Origin of the sequence: Pseudonocardia parietis, assembly GCF_017876315.1 — a bacterium.
In the GTDB taxonomy this organism is placed as follows: domain Bacteria; phylum Actinomycetota; class Actinomycetes; order Mycobacteriales; family Pseudonocardiaceae; genus Pseudonocardia; species Pseudonocardia parietis.
In genome coordinates this window covers 6,416,692-6,437,389 of record NZ_JAGINU010000001.1, presented here as the reverse complement: position 1 = coordinate 6,437,389, position 20,698 = coordinate 6,416,692, and the positions used below count along the sequence as shown (strand labels likewise).

The 20,698-nt window shown below is 69.4% G+C and carries 23 protein-coding genes and 1 other annotated feature; of the genes, 10 read left to right on the top strand and 13 right to left on the bottom strand.

Translation table 11 applies throughout. The annotated features are described in order from the left end of the window. Positions 1–14: 14 nt before the first annotated feature. From JOF36_RS30345 to JOF36_RS30335, 3 genes are all read right to left on the bottom strand, one after another. Positions 15–422 carry a dihydrofolate reductase family protein gene (locus JOF36_RS30345; protein ID WP_210033701.1) on the bottom strand — a complete coding sequence of 136 codons (408 nt, stop codon included), beginning with the start codon at positions 420–422 and terminating at the stop codon, positions 15–17. A gap of 74 nt (positions 423–496) precedes the next feature. Continuing rightward, positions 497–1,780, bottom strand: coding sequence for an aminotransferase class V-fold PLP-dependent enzyme (locus tag JOF36_RS30340; protein WP_210033700.1), 1,284 nt, complete (start codon positions 1,778–1,780; stop codon positions 497–499). Beyond that, positions 1,777–2,634: a tryptophan 2,3-dioxygenase gene (locus JOF36_RS30335; RefSeq protein ID WP_210033699.1), complete on the bottom strand. Its 858-nt coding sequence runs from the start codon at positions 2,632–2,634 to the stop codon at positions 1,777–1,779. The genes JOF36_RS30340 and JOF36_RS30335 overlap by 4 nt, the downstream gene beginning before the upstream one ends. A 260-nt stretch (positions 2,635–2,894) precedes the next feature. On the opposite strand from JOF36_RS30335, the gene JOF36_RS30330 reads away from it, so the two are divergent. The 4 genes from JOF36_RS30330 (at position 2,895) to JOF36_RS30320 (ending at position 6,197) form a co-directional block, all read left to right on the top strand. After that, a complete protein-coding gene (locus JOF36_RS30330) occupies positions 2,895–3,368 on the top strand; it encodes a helix-turn-helix domain-containing protein (protein WP_307862667.1) in 474 nt (157 codons plus the stop codon). Positions 3,369–3,372: 4 nt separating this feature from the next. Further along, on the top strand, positions 3,373–3,507 hold the full coding sequence (locus tag JOF36_RS40420; protein WP_281071925.1) for a hypothetical protein: 135 nt from the start codon (positions 3,373–3,375) through the stop codon (positions 3,505–3,507). 54 nt (positions 3,508–3,561) lie between these two features. Beyond that, positions 3,562–5,229, top strand: a complete 1,668-nt coding sequence (locus JOF36_RS30325; RefSeq protein ID WP_210027851.1) for an IS1634 family transposase — start codon at positions 3,562–3,564, stop codon at positions 5,227–5,229. A gap of 110 nt (positions 5,230–5,339) precedes the next feature. Next, positions 5,340–6,197 (top strand): IS5 family transposase, encoded by an 858-nt coding sequence (locus JOF36_RS30320; protein ID WP_210026896.1) that lies wholly within the window; start codon positions 5,340–5,342, stop codon positions 6,195–6,197. A 19-nt stretch (positions 6,198–6,216) separates the two neighbouring features. On the opposite strand, the gene JOF36_RS30315 is transcribed toward JOF36_RS30320, so the two are convergent. From JOF36_RS30315 to JOF36_RS30290, 6 genes are all read right to left on the bottom strand, one after another. Beyond that, entirely contained in the window at positions 6,217–6,540 is a 324-nt protein-coding gene (locus JOF36_RS30315) for a hypothetical protein (protein WP_210033698.1), read from the bottom strand. A 16-nt stretch (positions 6,541–6,556) separates the two neighbouring features. Next, positions 6,557–7,645 (bottom strand): IS110 family RNA-guided transposase, encoded by a 1,089-nt coding sequence (locus JOF36_RS30310; protein ID WP_210033693.1) that lies wholly within the window; start codon positions 7,643–7,645, stop codon positions 6,557–6,559. A 189-nt stretch (positions 7,646–7,834) separates the two neighbouring features. Further along, entirely contained in the window at positions 7,835–8,446 is a 612-nt protein-coding gene (locus JOF36_RS30305) for an ISAs1 family transposase (protein WP_210033691.1), read from the bottom strand. Positions 8,447–8,489: 43 nt separating this feature from the next. Further along, positions 8,490–9,734 carry a group II intron reverse transcriptase/maturase gene (ltrA, locus tag JOF36_RS30300; protein ID WP_307862666.1) on the bottom strand — a complete coding sequence of 415 codons (1,245 nt, stop codon included), beginning with the start codon at positions 9,732–9,734 and terminating at the stop codon, positions 8,490–8,492. Between the two features lie 543 nt (positions 9,735–10,277). Further along, positions 10,278–10,703, bottom strand: coding sequence for an IS3 family transposase (locus JOF36_RS30295; protein WP_210033688.1), 426 nt, complete (start codon positions 10,701–10,703; stop codon positions 10,278–10,280). Beyond that, positions 10,689–10,817: a sequence feature (AL1L pseudoknot), on the bottom strand. (Overlaps the previous gene by 15 nt.) Next, positions 10,778–11,098 (bottom strand): transposase, encoded by a 321-nt coding sequence (locus JOF36_RS30290; protein ID WP_210033687.1) that lies wholly within the window; start codon positions 11,096–11,098, stop codon positions 10,778–10,780. Its footprint overlaps the feature before it by 40 nt. 561 nt (positions 11,099–11,659) lie before the next feature. On the opposite strand from JOF36_RS30290, the gene JOF36_RS30285 reads away from it, so the two are divergent. Continuing rightward, entirely contained in the window at positions 11,660–12,073 is a 414-nt protein-coding gene (locus tag JOF36_RS30285) for a hypothetical protein (protein WP_210033685.1), read from the top strand. Between the two features lie 17 nt (positions 12,074–12,090). Here the strand turns inward: JOF36_RS30285 and JOF36_RS30280 are convergent, their stop codons facing one another. Beyond that, the gene (locus JOF36_RS30280; protein ID WP_210024799.1) at positions 12,091–12,930 is read right to left on the bottom strand and encodes an IS5 family transposase; all 840 of its coding nucleotides are present in this window, start codon (positions 12,928–12,930) and stop codon (positions 12,091–12,093) included. Positions 12,931–13,295: 365 nt separating this feature from the next. On the opposite strand from JOF36_RS30280, the gene JOF36_RS41480 reads away from it, so the two are divergent. After that, a complete protein-coding gene (locus tag JOF36_RS41480; RefSeq protein WP_210033682.1) occupies positions 13,296–13,733 on the top strand; it encodes a class I fructose-bisphosphate aldolase in 438 nt (145 codons plus the stop codon). A gap of 165 nt (positions 13,734–13,898) precedes the next feature. Here the strand turns inward: JOF36_RS41480 and JOF36_RS30270 are convergent, their stop codons facing one another. After that, entirely contained in the window at positions 13,899–14,915 is a 1,017-nt protein-coding gene (locus tag JOF36_RS30270; RefSeq protein WP_210033680.1) for a class I fructose-bisphosphate aldolase, read from the bottom strand. A 442-nt stretch (positions 14,916–15,357) separates the two neighbouring features. Here JOF36_RS30270 and JOF36_RS30265 point away from each other — a divergent pair, with 442 nt between their 5' ends. Together JOF36_RS30265 and JOF36_RS30260 are read left to right on the top strand one after the other, a co-directional pair. After that, positions 15,358–16,479 (top strand): XdhC family protein, encoded by a 1,122-nt coding sequence (locus JOF36_RS30265; RefSeq protein WP_210033678.1) that lies wholly within the window; start codon positions 15,358–15,360, stop codon positions 16,477–16,479. A 451-nt stretch (positions 16,480–16,930) separates the two neighbouring features. Continuing rightward, positions 16,931–18,172 carry an IS110 family RNA-guided transposase gene (locus JOF36_RS30260; protein ID WP_210033677.1) on the top strand — a complete coding sequence of 414 codons (1,242 nt, stop codon included), beginning with the start codon at positions 16,931–16,933 and terminating at the stop codon, positions 18,170–18,172. A gap of 19 nt (positions 18,173–18,191) precedes the next feature. On the opposite strand, the gene JOF36_RS30255 is transcribed toward JOF36_RS30260, so the two are convergent. After that, positions 18,192–18,431, bottom strand: coding sequence for a hypothetical protein (locus tag JOF36_RS30255; RefSeq protein WP_210033675.1), 240 nt, complete (start codon positions 18,429–18,431; stop codon positions 18,192–18,194). Positions 18,432–18,612: 181 nt separating this feature from the next. Continuing rightward, a complete protein-coding gene (gene istB / locus JOF36_RS30250) occupies positions 18,613–19,401 on the bottom strand; it encodes an IS21-like element helper ATPase IstB (protein WP_210033671.1) in 789 nt (262 codons plus the stop codon). Between the two features lie 27 nt (positions 19,402–19,428). Between istB and JOF36_RS30245 the strand changes: the two genes are divergently transcribed. Then, complete coding sequence (locus tag JOF36_RS30245) at positions 19,429–19,740, top strand: transposase (RefSeq protein WP_210026741.1); 312 nt, start codon at positions 19,429–19,431, stop codon at positions 19,738–19,740. Further along, on the top strand, positions 19,737–20,633 hold the full coding sequence (locus JOF36_RS30240) for an IS3 family transposase (protein WP_210026740.1): 897 nt from the start codon (positions 19,737–19,739) through the stop codon (positions 20,631–20,633). Before JOF36_RS30245 ends, JOF36_RS30240 begins: the two co-directional genes overlap by 4 nt. The last annotated feature ends 65 nt before the right edge of the window (positions 20,634–20,698 follow it).

The window sequence follows — 20,698 nt, the reverse complement described above, 5'->3', positions numbered from 1 at the left end:
GTCATCGGTGCGGCTCAGCGGGTCCGGTAGCGCGCGTAGATCAGTCCGCTGTCGAACGAACGCTCCTCGACCAGGTCGAGATCGAGGCGCACGCCGTCGGGGAAGAACCGCGTGCCGCCGCCGACCACGCTCGTGGTGATGAACAGGTGGTACTCGTCCACCAGACCGGCCGCGATCGCCTGGGCCGCGAGGTTCGGGCCGTCGACGGTGAGATCGTGCTCGGCCGCGGCCTTGAGCTCGCGCACCGCGTCCGGATCGAAGGTCCGCTCGATCCTGGTCCTCGAGCTGGACACCGACTCCAGCGTCGTGGAGTACACGAAGGTATGCACCTCCTCGTCGTCGGCTCCGGTGCCGAGGTCGCCCTCCGCCGCCTCGGCGTAACCGTCGAGCGAGGTGATCATCGAGTAGATGAGCTCTGCCACGGGGCTCCTTCGGGTACGAGCGCGTCAGCCTGCGCAGTGGTCCTGCAGCCTGTGACCTCCGCTCGACCCGGAACTCATCGATCGGCGGGCCACCGCGGGGTGGGCCCGAGCAGCTCGCGCAGGACGGCGAGGCCGTCGTGGAGCTCGGTGAACGAGGTGGACAGTGGTGCCGGTCCGATCCGGATCGCGTCGGGTTCGCGGTAGTCGGGCAGCACGCCGCGTTCCCAGAGGGCGTCGACGACCTCGCGGAAGCTGGCCCGGTGGATCGTGACGTGCCCGCCGCGCTGCTGTGCCTGCCGGGGGGAGATCAGTTCGACGCCGTACGGGGCGAGCCAGGCGTCGACGAGTTCGAGGGTGAACTCGGTGAGCGCCACCGATTTCGCGCGGACCGCGACGATCCCGGCCTCGTCGAGCAGGTCCAGCGCCGCCAGCAGCGGGACGGCGGCGAGGATCGGGGGAGTGCCGCTGACGACCTGCCGGATCCCGGCGGCGGGGACGTAGCCGGGGCCCATCGTGAACGGGTCGTGCCGGCCCATCCAGCCGTGGATCGGCTGCTGCAGGTCGCCGTGCAGGTCGCGGCGGATGTAGGCGAATGCGGGGGAGCCGGGTCCGCCGTTGAGGAACTTGTAGGTGCAGCCCACGGCCAGGTCGACGCCCCAGGCGTCGAGGGCCAGCTCGACCGACCCCACCGAGTGGCATAGATCCAGCAGGACGTAGGCGCCCGCGCCGTGTGCCGCCGCGGCGATCGCCGGTGCGTCGGCCAGCCACCCGGACCGGTAGGAGACGTGGCTCAGCAGCACCAGCGCGGTGTCCGGTCCGGCGGCGTCCGCGACCTGGTCGGGGGTGACGCCGTCGTCGAGGCCGGTCTCGATCCAGCGCACCCGCCCGCCCCGTTCGGCGGCGATGCCCTCGACGACGTAGCGGTCGGTGGGGAAGTCGTCGGCGCAGGCGACGATCACGGTGCGGGCCGGGTCGGCGGCCGTGGCGGCGTCGACGGCGGCGCGGGCGAGCTTGTAGAGCAGCACGGTGGTGGAGTCGCCGAGCACGGTCTGCCCGGGCGCGGCACCGAGCGCGGCGGCGGCGATCCGGTCCCCGGCCCGTTGCGGCCAGTCCATCCAGGGCCCGTCGGGGCCGTCCTCGGTCCAGCCGCGGATCAGCCGCGACCCCCACTGGTCGCGGACGAACTCGTCGAGCCGGGCGGGCGTGGCCGCGACCGGGCGGCCGAGCGAGTTGCCGTCGAGGTAGGCGACGACGCCGGGGGCGGGCAGGAACCGCTCCCGCAGGGGGGCGAGCGGATCGGCGGCGTCGAGTGCCGCGGCGCGTTCGGCCCAGGTACCGGTGCGGGTCGTGGTGGTCATGCCTGGATCTCGGTCCGGACGGCGAGCAGCTCGGGGAAGAAGGTCAGGTTCAGGGCTCTGCGCAGGAATCCCACTCCGCTGGAGCCGCCGGTGCCGGGTGCGGCGCCGATCGTGCGTTCCACGGTCTTGACGTGGCGGAAGCGCCACAGCTGGAAGTTCTCCTCCAGGTCGACCAGCTCCTCGCAGGTCTCGTAGGCCTCCCAGTACTGGTGGGAGTGCTCGTAGATGTGGCGGAACACCGGCACCAGGTCCGGGGTGAAGGTGTAGGGCTGTGTCACGTCACGGTTCAGGACCTCGGCCGGTACGGCGTGCCCGTCCCGATGCAGGTGGTGCAGGAACTCGTCGTAGACGGTCGGCTCCTCGAGCAGCGTGCGCAGCATCGTCCGGGCGGCTGCGTCGTGGGCGAACACGTCGAGCATCTCGGCGTTCTTGTTGCCGAGCACGAACTCGACGGCCCGGTACTGGAAGGACTGGAAGCCCGAGGAGGTGCCGAGGAAGCGGCGGAACTCCGCGTACTCCGACGGTGTCAGGGTCGCCAGCACCGACCACTGCTCGGTCAGCTGGTGCTGGATGTGCTTGACCCGGGCCAGTCCCTTGAGCGCGGGGCGCACGTCGTCGGCGCGCAAGCGGTCGCGCACCGCACGCAGCTCGTGCAGGACCAGTTTGAACCACAGCTCGGAGGTCTGGTGCTGCACGATGAACAGCAGCTCGTCGTGGTGCTCGGGCCGGCTGACCGGGTGCTGCGCGGACAGCAGCTCGTCCAGATGCAGGTAGGCGCCGTAGGAGAGGTTCACCCGCTCCCCGGAGCCGCCGAACTCCCGGACCACACCGTCCTCGATCGGTCGGACGTCCATGAGTACCTCCGTCGACGTGTGCCGGGCGGAGTCATCATCGCCCGGCCGGCTCGCGGAAGGAATGTCCGGCGGACAGACGTACGCACGAGTCGTCCCGTGCGGTCACCGAGCGATCGGATCGACACGGAGGATCCGGTCATCGCCGGGCCGCGGGTCGGTGTCTCCCAGGTCGCCTCGTCGGTGTCGGAGGTGACGACCCACGGCGTGCGCGTGTTGCACTTGCTTCGTCTGTTGCGAATAATGCGACTATAGGGCGGCGCGTGGAGGTGGTGACAGTGACGATCGCACTTGGTCAGATGCAGCCTGACCGAAACGATGTCAGGACAGCGGTGGAGGCGTTGCCGCAGGTCAGGGACTACCTGGCTCGTCATCCAGATCAGGATGCGGTGCGTCTGGTCGTTGATGACGAGCACGGCGAAGAGGCGTTGACTGTACCCCGGGCTGCTGTCGAGTTGCTGGCGCGGATCCTGGCGCACATGGCGGCCGGCCGGGGAGTGTCGGTGGTTCCTGCTCATGCTGAGCTGACCACCCAGCAAGCCGCCGATCTGCTCGGTGTGTCCCGCCCGTTCCTGATCGGTCTGCTCGAAGCGGGAGAGATCGCCTACCGCAGAGTCGGTAAGCGCCGGCGAGTCCAGGCGGCGTCGCTGCTGGAGTACCGACGCCTGGATGACCAGCAACGCCGGGAGGCAGCGGATGAGCTGACCGCCCTGACTCAGGACATGGGGCTGGGGTAGGCCGGTGGCGTTCGTCGTGGTCTACGACGCCAACGTGCTGTATCCAAGCACGCTGCGGGATCTGCTGATCCGTATCTCTCACCTGACTTCGGTCACCTCCGCCGGATCTCGGGTTGCTCAGCGCGCTGAGCTGGGGTGATGGTGGTTGGTGGAGGCGGGTTGAGGCACTAATCGGTGCCCTACGCTCGGGGTCGTGGCGTGGGTGAGGCGGGTCCGGACGGCCTCGGGTGCCACGGCCGTGCAGATCGCGGAGTCCGTGCAGGGGCGTCGGCGGATCGTGGCGCACATCGGGTCGGCCCACACCGAGGCCGAGCTGGGCCTGCTCGTCGAGCAGGCGCACGGGCTCCTCGACAACGCCGCCCAAGAGGTCCTCGACCTGGGAGTCGAGCCGACACCACGTCAGACCCCGTTGCTCACGCCCACGGCCGAGGTCGGACCGGAGGTGGGGTTGTTCGCTGCATCGGCTCCGACGGGGCGGGCAGGCGAGTCGCCGCGGGCGGGTGCACCGCAGGTGGTCGCGACGGGGTCGAGAGTGCTGTTCGACGTGTTCGCGGGGGTCTTCGACAGCCTCGGGTTCGACGCGGTCGGCGACGACACGTTCCGGGACCTGGTGATCGCCCGAATCGTGGAGCCCACGTCCATTCTGGACACCGGTCGGGTGCTGACCGACCTGGGCGTCGCACCGGCGAGTGAGAAGACGATGCGCCGCACCCTGGTCCGCTGCGCCGGGCGCGGCTATCGCGACACCATCGCCACGGCCTGCTTCGACCACGCGCGCAGCAGCGGGGATGTGTCGTTGTGTCTCTACGACGTCACCACCCTCTACTTCGAGGCGGAGAAGGAGGACGACCTGCGCAAGGTCGGGTTCTCCAAGGAACGCCGGGTCGACCCGCAGATCGTCGTCGGGCTACTCGTCGACCGCCGCGGCTTCCCGCTCGAGATCGGCTGCTTCGAAGGCAACAAGGCCGAGACCGCGACCATCCTGCCGATCATCGAAGCGTTCCAGGCCCGCCACGAACTGCCCGCCGGGCCGGGCAGGATGGTGGTGGTCGCGGACGCCGGGATGCTGTCGGCCGGGAATCTGCGCGAGCTCGACGAGGCCGGGCTGCGGTTCATCGTCGGCTCCAGGGTCACCAAGGCCCCGGTCGATCTGGAGTCGCACTTCCACTGGCACGGTGACGCCTTCGTCGACGGGCAGGTCATCGACACCCTCACCCCACGCGACCGCCGCAACGGGCGCAGCGAGAACAGCTCGAAGGTCAAGGCCGAGCCGGTCTGGGACCCCGAACACCACACCGGGTCGTGGCGGGCGGTCTGGGCCTTCTCGACCAAGCGCGCGGTCCGCGACCGCAAGACGTTGACGCTGCAGGAGAACCGGGCCCGCGAGGTCGTCGCCGGTGAGAAGTCGGCCCGCACGCCGAGGTTCGTCAAGACCACCAACGGCTCCCGCGCCCTGGACGAGGCCTCCTTGGCTCGGGCATACCGGTTGGTCGGGTTGAAGGGCTACGTCACCAACATCCCCGCCGCCACCGCGGGGGCCGGCGAGATTATCGCCGACTACCACGACCTCTGGCAGGTCGAGCAGTCCTTCCGGATGAGCAAGACCGACCTACGCGCCCGCCCGATGTTCCACCACCAACGCGGCTCCATCGAGGCGCACCTGACCATCGTGTTCACAGCCCTCGCCGTCGCCCGCGAGGTCCAGAACCGCACCGGGCTGGCCATCCGCAACGTCGTCCGCCAGTTACGACCGCTGCGCTCGGCCACCATCGCCATCAACGGCGCCCAGCAGACCTTCCCGCCCGCCGTCCCCACCGACAAGCAGGCCGTCCTCGACGCGATCCGCCAGCACGCGGACTGAGGCACTAAGAGCGTCCGGCAAATGAGGTCGCCGCGTGTCGTTGCAGGTAGAGGCACGGACCCAGAAGTGATCATGGGATTGCTGAAGTCCTGTGATCGCCTGGAGGGTCCGTGCCTCTGTTGCCAGCATCCCTGATCGAGCCGCTGTGGGTCGAGTTCGCTGACCTGATCGGGTCCGAACGACGGCCCGAGTTCTCCCCGACCCATCCGTGGGGCTGTCATCGTCGCCGGATCCCGGACCGGGTCGTGTTCGAACACGTGCTCGCCGCGCTGGTGCACGGCAGCGGCTACGAACGCCTCGCCTCACCGGGCTGCTCGGACCGCACCATCCGCCGCCGCCTTGACGACTGGGCCCGGGCCGGCGTCGGTCGAGAAACGCTGCGCCAGGCCCTGGCCGGCTACGACCAGATGATCGGACTCGACCTCGATGACCTGTCCGTGGACGGGTCGATCACCAAGTCCCCGTGCGGCGGTGAGGTATCCGGGCGCAGCCCGGTTGACCGGGGCAAACAGGGCACCAAACGCTCGGTGGCCGGCGACGGGAACGGGATCCCGCTGCACCTGGTCGCCGCCCGCGCCAATGATCACGACTCGCCGTTGCTCGAACCCACCCTGGCCGGGGTTTGCGACATGATCGGTCCGTTGCCCGATCTGCCGGGCATGCATCTGGACCGGGGCTACGACTCGGCCAAGACTCGCGACCTGCTCGAGGTCCTCGGCTATGACGCCCACATCGCGCTCAAGGGCGAACCCGCCCCGATCCAGGCTGGGCGGCGGTGGCCGGTCGAGCGCTTGCACGCGTGGATGAACGGGTTCGGCAAGCTGCGCCGGTTCACCGACAAGCGCCGCGACATCGCCGAGTTCTACCTCAACCTCGCCGCCGCGTTGACCGTGATCCGCCGCCTGATCAACCGCGCACGCGTGCTCTACCGCTGGCCCACCCGGCCGACCACCCGCCGACTCCGCTGAACATCATTTGCCGGACGCTCTAAGGCAAATGACCGAAGTCAGGCCGGCCGGACCGCGCGCTGGCGGGGCGGGTCTTGCGGGTGATCTGCAGTGCCTGGGCGGCGTGCGGGAACTCGATCCCGGCCGCGATGGTGACGACCTTGATGGTGCGTATCTCCCGACGCCCGTGCGCGGTCTCGGCGCTGCGATGGTCGGGCTCGCTCCCGCGCCAGGGCAGCCCGGCGAGTTGGCGGCGCAGCCGGGGCTGGTTGCCCTTGACCGTGAGTACCCAGTGCGCGCCCCGGGCACGCAGGTCGGTGACGTGCTCGCGCTGGGTGTGCAGCGCGTCCGCGGTGATCACCACGCCGGTCAGGATGCTCCTATGGACTGTCAAGCCCGGTGATCCCGCGAGGGAGGGCGCGGTAGACCTCTCGCGCGACGTAGCGTTTGAGGCAGCGCATGATCTCCTTCGTCCTGAGGCTCTGCGTGCGACGCCGCAGCACGTAGTCCCTGGTCCGGGGGTCGTAGCGCATCCGGGACAGCACGATGGTGTGGAGGGCGTTGTTGGCGGAGCGGTCGCCGCCTCGGTTGAGTCGGTGCCGGTCGGTGCGGCCGCTGCTGGCCGGGATCGGAGCGACGCCGCAGAGATGCGCGAACGCTGCCTCCGAGTGCAGCCGCGTCGGGTTGTCGCCCACGCAGGCCAGCAGCTGACCGGCGACCTCGGGTCCGACTCCAGGCAGCGCGACGAGCTCGGGGGCGGCGGCCGCCACGAGTGGTTGCAGGTCGCGGTCGAGGTCGCGGATCTCCTCGGACAGATGCTGGTGGCGGCGGGCCAACCGCCGTAGGGCCGTCTTCGCTGCGGCCGACACGACCATGGCGGGGTCGAGCCCGGCGAGCTCGGCCCCCTGGGCGCCCGGGCGTAGCCGAGCGCAAGTCTTGATCAGCGCACCCGAGGTGAGCCCGCCCAGCAGCTCGCGGAGCTCAGCGGGGGCGGTGACGATCTGCGCCCGGAGTTGATTGATCGCCTGCGTGCGGGCTTTGACCGCGCCGCGACGTGCGACGCGTAGCGATCGGATGGCCTCGACCAGCCCGGCCCGGCTCTTCGGTGTGCCGCTGGCGGAGCCGTTGAGCGCGGCGTTCGCCGCGGCGTAGGCGTCGAGCGGGTCGGACTTACCGCTGCGGCGGCGGGCCCGGCGGTCGGGCCGGTCTACCTCGACCACCCTCAGGCCCTGGGCTGCAAGGTGACGGGCGAGCCCGGCCCCGTAGGACCCGGTGCCCTCGACACCGACGCGGACGAGGTGGCCGTGGCTGCGCATCCAGGTGAGCAGCTGTTCGTAGCCGCCGGCGGTCGCGGGGAACTCGGCGTCGTCGATCCGACGCCCCACGATGTCGATCACAGCGCCGTGATGGGTGTTCAGGTGAGTGTCGACGCCACCGATGACGTCGTCGGGCGAGAGGGCTTCCAGCACGTGCGTCCTTGCTGCTCGTCGTCGTTCCTGGCGAGCACCTGCTGGTCGAGCACGGACAAGACAGCGATGAGCTCCTGCAAGCAAGCTCCTATGAGGTCACACAGCCCGACCCGCCGGTGCCGGGTCGACGTCACCGGCCCGGCCGACGGATCCCCACGAGGACAACGGCAGCGTCAATCGATACTTGGGTCAGACCTGGCCGGTGGCGCCAAGACCATCCTCGCTGTCGATACTGGTCAGGGTGTCGAGCAGTGGAGTGAACGCGGTGCTCTCGTTGGTCTTGCCCGCGACCTCGACCTGGCCGAGCACGACCCGGGTCTGTTGGTCGAGTATCGAGAGCAGATGACGAGCAGGGCCATCACCGCGCGAGCCGCGCACGGTCTTGCCGTCCACGGCCAGTACCCGGCGCCGCCCGACCGGCGCGGTCGCCGCGCACAGGCGCTGGACGAACCCGCCGATCACCGCGTCGAACCGGTCGGCGTCCACCCGGCCCAGGATCCGGCGGATCGTCGACTCCGACGGGCATCGGTCCTCGGTCCCGAGCGCGGCAGCCATATCCGCCGGCAGGTCCGTGACCCACTCGGCGACCGCGACGAACGACCGCGCTCCGGCCGCGACCGCGCACACCGCGGCCGTCAGCACCACGACCAGCCCGTGCCGGACCCCACGACGCTTGCGCGGATCGACCACCCCGCCCAGCGCATCGGCCAGTCTCGGCGCCAGCGCGACCGGATCGGGTAGCTCCACCCCGCCCACCTGGTCGGCGACGGCAGCGATCGACAATGATGCAGACGTGGGCACGGCTCTCTTCCGATGATCAAGGCTGGCGTGAGAACCGCCATGATCACCACCAGGGCCGTGCCCGCACCCCTACCTCGACCGCGTGTCGTCGCAGCTCAGCGCCCACTCGCCGCGACTTTGCCGACCCCCTGGGGTTGAGCCGGCGTAGCAAGTCCGCAAGTGTTCGATGTTTCCCTCGGCGGGTCAGGTCTCGAATCTTCCCGACGACCGAGGCCAGCGCCTTCTTCGACGGATAGGTGTAGACCGCCCGCTTCCCCGTTCGGCTTCGCCAAGCGCGGCGCTGGATGCGCCACCCCAGGAAGTCGAACCCCTCGTCGATGTGGCAGACCCTGGTCTTGTGCACCGACAGACGTAGGCCCATCGGCGCGAGCACTGCCGCCACTTCGTCCCAGAGCGCTTCAGTGTGCTCGCGGCGCCCGCCCACCATGATCACGAAGTCGTCCGCGTAGCGGACGAGCCGCATGACCGGGCCGCCGCCGCGGCGGTGCTTGGCGCGTGTCCAGGCCGGTCCGAGCGCTTCCCACTTGCGCGCGAAGTGCTCGTCCAGCACGGACAGGGCGATGTTGGCCAGCAGCGGTGACAGGATCCCGCCCTGCGGGGTGCCGGTGGTCGTCTCGCGGTTGAGGCCCTCCTCGGAGAGGATCCCGGCCCGCAGGAACGCCGCCACCCAACCCAGGACCCGCTTGTCAGAGACCCGTCCACGGACCCGCGCCATGAGCGCGGTGTGGTCGATCTCGTCGAAACACGCCGCGATATCAGCCTCGAACACCCACTCGTAGTTCCGAGTCGGCGAAGCGAGGTAGTGAATCTCGGCGATCGCGTCCTGGGCCCGGCGCCTCGGGCGGAAGCCGTAGGAACACGGCTTGAAGTCCGCCTCGAAAATCGGCTCGAGCACCAGCTTCAACACGGCCTGCACGACCCGGTCAGCGGTCGTCGGAATCCCGAGACGCCGGATCTTTCCCGACGCCTTCGGGATCGCCTTCTCCCGCACCGGCTGGGGAACGAACGATCCGGCCTTGAGCTGTGCTCGCAGCCCGGACAGCAGTTCCCCAGCGCCGAAACCGACCGATCGCGGAGCGATCCCGTCCACTCCGGCGGTGCGTGCACCCCTATTGCCGCGCACCCGTTCCCACGCAACCACGAGGAAGAACGGGTCATAGATGAGATTGTGGAGATCATCGAAGCGTCGACCAGGATCGATCTTCGCCCAGTGGTGCAGCTTTCTCTGCATCGCAAGTACCCGCAGTTCGGCCTCATCGAGATCGGGCCACGGATCGCCGATATTCACCAGCGCGCTCCTCCTCCTGCTTCCGTGCTGCGAACACGCTGGACCCCTTCGCCATGTGACCGGCTTTCCCGGCCTCGGACTACTACGGGTCCTCCGCCCCACCCCGACAGCATCGGCCGACGACGGGCCTTCCCGCCACGCTGCTGGACACAGCGCGGGTCGGGGACCGCCGGGATAGTTCCCACGTTCACTGCTGATCCGATCGACGGGGTCGGCGCCCAGCTATGCCCCTGCAACATCGCCACAGCTACGCCGCAGGCATTCACCGTGGCCTCCCGACCGGCGACATCACCCAGCCCAGGAGTTCCCCGGGCGACGGCATGATCGTGCCCGCCGTCGCGCGAGTGCGCGTTGCTGACCAGCCCAGATCCGCCAGATTCGAGCTGGAGGGTCTCTTGAGAGGCGTTCAGCCGCTGGTTCCTCACGTGCGCCTTTCCGTCTCGCTTGCCGAGCCCGGACCATCTGGCAGTACTGGTCCGCCTCGTCGTTGTCGGGGCCGCTTCCACCCTCACCGGCGTCTCCCGGATCGGGCTGCCCCCAGCTTCACCGCGTCGCTGCGACGCCGCGGCGGTGAAGGTCTTCCACCTCCACTCGGTTCAGCAGCGCCTCGTGGCGCTCGATGTCGGCGACCCACAACCGGTTCGGTGCGGGCGCGGTGAAGTCCCGGTCCACCAGGTCCGGCCGCAGGTCCTGCCCCTTGCCCCGGACCGTGGTCCGTGGCACCCGCAGCCGCGACACCCCACGTAACCCGTGGCGGCGCATCAGCCGCTCCACGGTGCACCGGGCCACCTGACGGCCGTCGACCCCGCCTTGGCGCCGCAGCGCCGCCCACACCTTCCGACTGCCATAGACGCTGAAGTTCTCACGGTGCACTCGCTCGATCTCTTTCATATTCTCGGCATCGGTCAGCGAGCGCGCCGAGGGCGGCCGCTTCCTCGACGCATGAAACGTACTCGGGGCAATCTTCACGCCTGCGTCCTTCAACACCGCGCAGATCGGCTCGACCCCGAACCGGTTTTTGTTCGCCTCGATGTAGTCGAGGACTACCTGCTGGGGCGGTCGAGCTCCGCCGCGAAGAAAGCCGACGCCGACTTCAGAATCGCGTTCGCCCGCCGCAACTCCCGAACCTCACGCTCCAGCTCCGCCAGCCGCGTCGCGTCGTCGGTGGTCGTGCCCGGCCGCGTCCCGTTGTCGATCTCGACCTGCTTCACCCAGCCACGCAACGTCTCCGGGTTGATCCCCAGCTGCTCACCGATGCGCTTGAAGACGTTCCCGCCCCCGCCATCCGGGGCGGCCTTCGCGTCGAGCACGAGCCGGATCGCTCGTTCCCGCAGCTCGGCGGGGTACTTCCTCGGGGCGGCCATCGGTCGATCATCCTCCAGGTTTGATGGTCTCCATCAAACCCGGGACGGGACACCAGACCCTGCTCGACATCTGGACCGGCGCATGCCACACCTGCCAACGCCCCTACCCCGACACGACCTAACAAAGCCCTGCTACTGCTTCGCCCTGCAGAAGTAGGAGGGCGTCAGGCTCCTGACCTGCGACCTCGCCCAGGCCCGCATCGCGGGCCTCCTACCACGCCAAAACCCCCGCATGGGTGGTGTGACCAGCGGCGCGTATCGGCAGGCTCTCCGGCGCCGCGCATGGTCACGATCGGAGCGCAGCTAGCCACGGCACACCCGACGTTGCACAGCTTGACCCAAGGTCCCCGGATGAAATGGGCGCCCGTGCGAGTTCACAAACACTCACTACGACGAACGCTTCGACACGACCGGCGTCGACTTCCGCTCGGCAAGCGCGAACGCCTACTCGGACGAGGATCCTGCACCTGGGGATGCGATCTCTACCTGAGCACATACGGAATCTGGGAATGTCCGGCCGATGCAGCACCCACACGACATTGCTGGTGCTCCATCGAGACCTTGGCCATCGATTCGGCCGGCAGCTTGTTTCGAATCTGCTCCAGCAACCTCAGCTGGTCCGGGTGTGCGCACCAGCTACGCGGTTCTCGAGCTTTCGTCGATGCTGCCAAGTCGCTGGATTCCGCGAGTGTGCAGGCCAGCTTCTCGTTCTCCCTCGACTCCGGTAGCCGCGCCGTTCTTGTCGGGCGCGTTTGCGCGTTCGACGGAACGGTGCGGTGGCATTCCCGCCTCGAACCCCGCACCGGGGCCGGCGGCCAGGCCGACGCGACGACGCTGGACACGCTCACTCAACAGGCGATGCATAGATACGGCGGTACCACCCAACCGCTCCCTGATGAGGCGACGGTCCTGGACGTCTGCAGGCGCCGTCTGCCGATCGACTATGACGGTAGGGAGGAGCTCGACACGCACTGAGAGCGTGTTTGAGAAGATCAACTTGTTTGGGTGAAGGTGCGTCGCTGCTGTCGGGTGGCAGGTCCGCCGCGGGCGAGGCGGCGGGTCATGGTGTTGATCGCGGCCCAACGGATCATCGCCTCGGAGGTCGCCCGGTGACGTTCGTAGTCGCGAGCCAAGCGACGGTGGGCGGTCAACCAGGCCAGGCTGCGTTCGACCGCCCAGCGTCGTGGGATGACGACGAAACCGCGCTGACCGGCGGGTTTGCGCACGATCTCGATCGTGGTGCCCACGATGGTCTGCGCCCAGTCGACCAGGCGTCCGGCGAACCCGGCGTCGGCGAACACGAATCGCACCGTGGTGGCCAAGTAGGCGCCGAGCAGGGCGGTCTTGGCGCCGTCGCGGTCCTGACGCCCGGCAGAGCAGACCATCACCGTGAGCAGCAGCCCGAGGGTGTCGGTGACGATGAATCGTTTGCGACCGTTGACCTTCTTCCCGGCGTCGTAGCCGCGGGAGTCGCGGCCGACGGTATCGGCGCCACGCACGCTCTGGGAGTCGATGATCCCCGCGCTCGGCTCAGGGTCACGCCCCTCGGCTGCTCGGAGCTGTCTACGCACGATCGGGAGGATCTTCTCGGTGACCCGCTGCTGCTCCCACCGGTTGAAGTACCAGTACACGGTCTGCCACGGCGGGAAATCAGCTGGTAGGGCGCGCCAGGAGCAGCCAGCGCGTACCACGTAGAGGATCGCGTCGACCACGTCCCGGCGCGGGTGCTTCTCCGGCCGCCCGCCCGACCCAGGCGCGGGCAGCAGGGTCTCGATCAGCGCCCACTGCTCATCGCTGGTGTCCGAGGGATACCGCTTCCTCCGTCGAGCCACCCATCCACCGTGGACTCAATCCACCCTCGCGTCCCGCAGACACGCCGACGCTTCTCAAACACGCTCTGAGGTGAGACTCCATCGGTCTGACCCGAATCCGCGAGTAGCGCGAGGGCTTGGCCGGTGAGATGGCGATGGGTGCCCGCTGACCTGCGATGATCGTGTTTGCGACGACACGGTGATCGAGGTCGAGAGGACACCTATCGGGGGCGATAGAGTACGCGGGAGACGAGCGCGGCGCGCTCGGGTGCAGGACGAACAGGCCCGCCGGACGAGTCACTGACCAGGTTCTCCGGGCTGACAGCGTCACGGATTGCTCTCTGTCATCGAGGTGGATGTCCTGACCGACGATCGAGATTCGCTCCATGCTGCCACTACTCGGGACGACGCTGACGCTCGCGCGCGTGATGACGGCGCTGGGGTTCACAGACGTCGACGTCACCACGGTCCTCCTCGCGATCAGACCTGTGACTCTGGGGCGGCGGAGTCCAGAACCTGCGTATCCAGACGACGTTGCACGGGCAACTCTTGACGCGGTCCCGGCATCCGGCGCAAGGAGGCTGGTCGGGATGCTGATCCTGCCCACTCGAGCCAACGGCGAGAGCCGCGCGATGAGCACGCCCGTCGCCGCCCTACGGCGAGCTGCCGCCGGGTGGCCGATTGCCTATGGACTCCGCCGATCTCTACTGAGGCGGGTCGCCGATGTGTGGGGCGGTAGACCGGGCCGCGTCGAAGGCGCGCGTCGAGAGGTCTCCGAGACGTTCCACCTCGTCAGCGCGACACTGCGAGCGAGCGGGGATTGACATGGATCGGGTGCGCAGGGTGAAGCGGTGTCCGTCAAGCGGCGAGGGGTACGGCGGCCCTGGGCGGCCTCGGTCTGTCTGACCCTGCCGACCCGGTTACCGCCCCGGAGTTCACCTGCCTGGCCGGCGAACCCGCGCCTCAACGAGCCACGAACCCGTTGAAGATCAACGCGTGAGCCGCGTCGTATCGTGCGGTCGGGCGACCCGCAGGCGTGGCCGTGGCGGGCGCAGCACAGCGCAGGCCCGCTCCACCCCGCGCGCGAGTTCGACCTGACCAAGATAGGTGAGCCAGAGGTGCCCGCGCCAGACCCGGATGGCGGGTGCGGTCAGAGTGCGGCCGAAACAGAACGTCAGCGGCCAGGGGAGGGTGGGGTCCTGCGCTAGTGCCAGGACCGCGACCGCGACATCGAGATCCGAGCCCGCCGCGTGCACCGCAAGGCCCGCGACGTCGACCGGCACCACGAGTCGAAGGATCTCGACCGTCAGCCTCGCGACGTCGGCAGGCGCGATGCTTTGCCGCGACAGTCGCCCAGGAAGCGCGACCCCCGGGCTCAGGACCACGGCCCGCAGGTCGACCCCGGCGTCGTCCAGTTCCGCGAGAACGCGGGTCAACGCCGTCGCTAGTGCCTGCGCCCCCCGTTCGGCAGAGTGGGTCCCGTCGGGAGCGACACCGCAGTGCAGCAGCGGGACGAGGCCGACGTCCTGGGCGGTCCGTGCGTACCGGGCGAGCACGTTCGCGTTCGACCGTACTGCCCAGACCGATGGCGCGTCGGCGCCGACCACCGTCCGCGAGCGGCAGGTGACAAATCGGATCCCGGCCCGGGCGAGCCCCGTCATTCGCTCGGTGAGTCCGTCCGTCCCCCCGATGACCGACTCCCCGGGCGACCCGGCGAGAGGCAGCTCCCCGGTGTCCACCCGTGCCCCCGGGAGGAGCCCGTGGTCGCTGAGGATCCTGGCGAGCGACCGGCCGTCGTCGGCCCGTCGGTGCAGCGACGCGGCCGGCAGGACGACCCCGTTGACGTACTCGTCCAGGTCCGGGGTCGTCGCGACCAGCTGCTGGAGGGCTGCGTCGTCCCGGTAGGCTGGGCCGAACGCCCCCCCGTCAAGCGCGACGATCCCTCGCGGGTGCCCGACGAGGGCCTTCGCCGTCGCGGGCGCGCTGTCCTGCTCGATCGGATCCATCGGACCCTCCTCCTGCCGCGACCGGGGTAGCGCGGCCCATTCGGATGGGGAAATCCACGTTAGGATCGTTATGCGCGCCACCGACTCCCCCGTGTGGAGGGCCTGTCGGGGGACGGGCGTGCACCCGGGGAACGGCGCAGGCTGCTGACGACGTCAAGCTTGGCGGAAGTGGACTGGTCGTCAACCACCACGAAAAGCTGATCGAGGTTCTGACTGGCGGCGATTTCCGGTTGCTCTAAGCGATCGCTTAATTCCGATTGCTCCGGAGCAGGAGCCAGGGACACCCTGACGCCAACGCTGGACGGTCCGATTCCGTACAGCCAGCTTACGCCATCTGCTTGTGGAGGATCCCGAAGGTTTCATCGATCGAGGTGAGCGATGTGACTCCGCCTGAGTGGATGTGTCGGTCGCGCGGTCGGGCCGTGACGGTGAAGGACGCGGCATGCGTGATGTGATCGACCGGCTCGAGGACTGGTGGAAGAACGGCGAGCCGGTCGCGCTGGCCACAGTGGTCGCCACATACCATTCCGCCCCGCGCCAGGCTGGCGCGTCGATGCTCGTCGGGCCGTGCGGCGACGTGGTCGGCAGCGTGTCCGGCGGATGCGTCGAGGGCGCCGTCTACGAGCTGGGCCAGCAGGTGCTTGCCGAGGAGCGCCCGGTGCTGCAGCGCTACGGCGTCTCCGACGACGACGCGTTCGCGGTCGGGCTGACCTGCGGCGGCATCCTGGACATCTTCGTGGAGAAGGTCACGCCCGAGACCTACGACCAGCTCGGCCGCATCTGCCAGGCCATCCGGGAGGAGCGGCCGGTCGCCGTGGCCACCGTCGTGGCAGGCCCGGCCGAGCGGCTGGGCAAGCGCCTGATCGTCTGGCCGGACGCGGTCGAGGGCGGCACCGGATCGTCCCGGATCGACGACGCCGTCGGCGACGACGTGCGCGGCCTGCTCGATGCCGGGCGGAACGCGATGCTGAGCTACGGCGTGGACGGGCAGCGCCGCGGCGAGGGCCTGTCGGTGTTCGTGGAGTCGTTCGCCCCGCCGCCCCGCATGATCGTGTTCGGCGCGATCGACTTCGCCGCCGCGGTGGCCAGGATGGGCTCGTTCCTCGGCTTCCGGGTGACGGTCTGCGATGCCCGTCCGGTGTTCGCCACGGCCACCCGGTTCCCCGGCGCGAACGAGGTCATCGTCGAGTGGCCGCACCGCTACCTGCAGGCGGAGTCGGACGCCGGCCGGATCGACGGGCGCACCGCGCTGTGCGTGCTCACCCACGACCCGAAGTTCGACGTGCCGCTGTTGGAAGTGGCGTTGCGGTTGCCCGTGGTCGGCTACATCGGGGCGATGGGTTCGCGGCGCACGCACGAGGACCGCATCTCGCGACTTCTGGACAAAGGTGTCACCGACGCCGAGGTCGCGAAGATGTCCTCGCCGATCGGGCTCGATCTCGGCGCGCGCACCCCGGAGGAGACCGCGGTGTCGATCGCCGCCGAGATGATCGCCCAGCACTGGGGAGGCGCCTGCGCGCGTCTTGCGGATCGGGATGGCCCGATCCACAGCGGCTCGGGCTGACCGGTGCCGCTCCCTCGCGGATCGGGGTGTCACGGTCGGGCATGCCCGTGCCCCGTGCCGGCACGACCGGCGCCAGCGCCCCCACCAGACCGCGCCACCGCTCGACTCTATGGTCACTCAATCCGAGTTCTCGGACCTCTGGAACCGACGAACCCGACTATGCGGGCCTCGGTGGGGCAGCGCTCTCGCCGCACGCTCACTGGTGCACCCTCCTGGTGTCCGGGCCTGGAGCTTGATCCAGGATTCGGGCGCACCTGAGGTCCCCACCGGGCCATCGCCCTGCTCGCTCGACCCTCGAGGTCCAGCGTGAGTTCTGCGAGGTCCGGTGGCCCAGGACGCGCCGACTGGCTACAGGGCTGTGCGTCATCGAACGCCGATCAGTGAGCGACCGGCAGCCGCGTCCCGGGACCACCGGGTGTCTTCCCACTGCGCCAACAGCGAGGAGACAACGATGAGTGTCACCGATGCACCCGAGTCGCCGCGACCCACCGCCGGCGTGGACTGGGCCAGCACCGATCACGCCGCCGCGGTAGTGGACCCCGACGGGGAACAGATCGCCCGCTTCAGCATCGCCCACGACGCGGCCGGGCTGCGCACCCTGGTCCGCAGGCTCCTGACCGCGCAGGTGAGCGCGGTCGGGATCGAACGCCCCGACGGGCCGATCGTCGACGCGCTGCGCCAGGCCGGTCTGGTCGTCTACGTGATCCCACCCGGGCAGCTCAAGAACCTGCGCAGCCGCTACGGCTCGGCCGGGAACAAGGACGACCGCTTCGACGCCTACGTCCTGGCCGATGTCGTGCGCACCGACCGGCGACGGCTGCGCCCACTGCTGGTCGACACCGCATCCACCACCGCACTGCGCCAGAGCGTGCGCGCCCGCCGTGACCTGGTCGGCCACCGGGTCGCGATCGCCAACCAGCTGCGCGCGCACCTGCAGATCTGCTTCCCCGGCGCGGTCGGCCTGTTCGCCGACATCGACTCGGGTGTGAGCATGTCGTTCCTGGAGCGCTTCACCAGCCAGGACCGCGCCGACTGGCTCTCGCCCAAACGCCTGGGCGCATGGCTGGCCTCGGTGGGCTACTGCGGGCGCGCTCTGCCCGAGACCCTGCACCAGCGACTGCGCCAGGCCCCCCGCGGCGCCACCGGCACCGCCGGGGACAGCGCCGCCACCGTGACCGCCGCGTTCGTGGCCGTGTTGCGCACCCTCACCGCCCAGATCGAGACCCTCGCCGCGCGGATCAGCGAGCAGCTCGACCTGCACCCCGACACGGCGATCTTCACCAGCCTGCCCCGCTCCGGACGCGTGCGCGCCGCCCGCATGCTCGCCGAGATCGGCGATGCCCGCGGCCGGTTCCCCACCGCGGACTCCCTGGCCTGCCTGGCCGGCGTCGCACCCTCGACCCGCCAGTCCGGCAAACTCCGCTCGGTCACCTTCCGCTGGGGAGCCGACAAACAACTCCGCGATGCCCTCTGCGACTTCGCCGGTGACAGCCGACACGCCAACCCCTGGGCGGCTGATCTCTACCGACGAGCCCGAGCCCGCGGGCACGACCACCCACACGCTGTGCGCATCCTGGCCCGCGCCTGGGTCGACATCATCTGGGCCTGCTGGACCACCAACACCGCCTACGACCCCGACCGACACAACGCGCTCCAACGCATCCTCAACCAAGATCAACCGACCGCGGCTTGACACAGGGCAACTCACGCGGTCAGTCCCTCAGGCCGGCCCGACGACGTAGCCAGGTGGCAGGCATGCCGCACTCGGCGGCGATGGCGCGCCAGCTCATTCCCAGTGCTCGGCGATCGGCCAGGTACCCGTGGATGTCGGTGTGGCCGAATCGGGTCGCCACATCGGTGGCGCGTTGCCGACACCGTTCCCGGGTCGTGGCGTGCCGGGTGATCGGGATGCCGTGGCGACGCAACGCGGCCTCCACCGCCTGGCGGCTCATCCCGAGTTCGTGTGAGATCGACCGGATACTTCGGCACTCCCCGACGTGCTGCCCCCGAAGGTAGGCCTGCACGTCGTCGATCCCGAGTGCTCTGAGCCGGCCCTGCACCTTGTGTCAACGGCGGGTTAGAAGTGACCCCCTGGCGACGGTTTGGGATTGACCCCTGTGTGCCCGGTTCGTGCTAGTTGTCGCGGTCTTTGGCGAGGAGTTCGCGGCGGGCGCGTGTGCGGTAGGAGTCGCCGGAGAGGGTGAGGACCTCGGCGTGGTGGACGAGGCGGTCGATCATCGCGGCGGCGACGATCTCGTCGCCGAAGACCTCGCCCCAGCGTCCGAAGGGCAGGTTGCTGGTGACCATGACCGAGCCCTGTTCGTAGCGAGAGGCGATGAGCTGGAAGAACAGGTTCGCCGCGTCGTGGTCGAAGGGGATGTAGCCGACCTCGTCGATGATGATCAGCTTGTAGCGGCGGATCTTGCGTAGCTCGGCCTCCAGCTGCCCGGCCTGGTGCGCGGCAGCGAGGCGGGTGATCCAGTTGCCGGCGGTGTTGAAGAGCACCGAGTGCCCGGACTGGGTGGCTTTGACCCCGATCCCGATCGCGAGGTGGGTCTTCCCGATCCCGGGCGGTCCGAGCAGGATCACGTTCTCGGCCTTGGCCACGAACGTGCCGGTCGCCAGATGGGCGAGCAGGTCTCGGCGCAGAGAGGGCAGATGGTCGAGGTTGAACTCCTCCAGCGTTTTCACGGCCGGGAAGTGGGCGGTGCGGATGCGCATGGTGGTGCCGGCGGACTCACGGTCGGCGACCTGGCGCTCCAGGACCGCGGTCAGGTACTCCTCGTGCGACCAGTTCAGGTCGCGGGCCTGGGCGGCGAGGTCGTCCCAGACGCGGGCGATCGTGGGCGTCTTCAACACGCGAGTCAGGTAGGCCAGCTGAGCTTCCCCCGCTTCGCCGGAGTCTTCGAAGACTGGTCCCATCGTGAGGGACTGGGAAGGAAGGCTCTGTTGGCAGCACCGAGGAAGTACCCCGATGAGCTGCGGGAACGGGCGGTTCGGCTGTATCGACAGTCCGAGCCGCGGCCGTCGTTCAAACGGCTGGCCGAGCAGCTCAACGTGCACCCCGAGGCCTTGCGGAACTGGGTCCGCCAGGCCGAGGCCGACGCCGGCGAACGGCATGACCGCCCAAGCACTGACATGGTTGAGGAGAACCGCAGGTTGGCGGCCGAGAACGCTGAGCTGCGGCGGGTCAACGAGGTCCTGCGCGCGGCGAGTGCGTATTTCGCCAGCGAGATCGGCCCGACCCGGAGGTGGTCATGAGCTTCATCGACACTCATGGCTTCCCGGCCGGTCTCGTACTGCGGGTCCTGGGCATCCCGGAGTCCACCTTCTACGACTGGCGGGCCCGCCAGGCCGCCCCGAGCCGGCGCGAGCTCGACGACGCGGCGCTGCTCGAGCAGATCGTCAAGGTGCGCAGCGTCAGCGAGTTCGCCGCCACCTACGGCTCGCCGCGGGTGTGGCTGGAGCTGCGTCGCCAGGGCGTGCGGGTCGGGCGCAAGCGCATCGAGCGGATCATGCGTGAGCACGGGTTGCAGGGCGCGCACCTGCGCCGGGGCTGGCGCCACGGCTCGACCCGGCAGGACCCGAACCACACCGCCGCCCCGGACCGGGTCGAGCGCGACTTCCGGGCCGACGCGCCGAACCGGCTCTGGGTCGCTGACCTGACGCGGCTGGTCACCGGCGAGGGCGTGCTGTGGCTGGCCTCGGTGCGCGACGCGTTCGCCAACCGGGTCGTCGGCTGGGCCACCGGTGAGCGGGCGACCACCGCGCTGGTGCTCACCGCCCTGGATCATGCGCTGCGCTCCCGATCGGCGCGCTCCGGCGAGTTGATCTTCCATAGCGACAAGGGCGCCCAGTACACGGCGCTGCGGTTCACCCAGCGCCTGGTCGACTCCGGTGTCGCACCCTCGACCGGGTCCACAGGCGACAGCTACGACAACGCCCTCGCGGAGAACCTGTGGTCCACGCTCAAGATCGAACTCGTGTACTGGCCGGGTACGACGTTCGCCACCCGCGCCGAGGCCGAGCACGCCCTGCTGCGCTACATAGACGGCTGGTACAACCCCCGCCGGATCCAGGCCGGGCTCGGCGGGCTCTCACCTGACGAGTACGAGGACGCCTACGATCGCGGCCAGCGCGACGATCACAGATAACCCGGACTCCGCGAAACCGGGGGAACCTCAAGCTTCGAGCCGAGCTCGGTGCTCACGCCACCGGT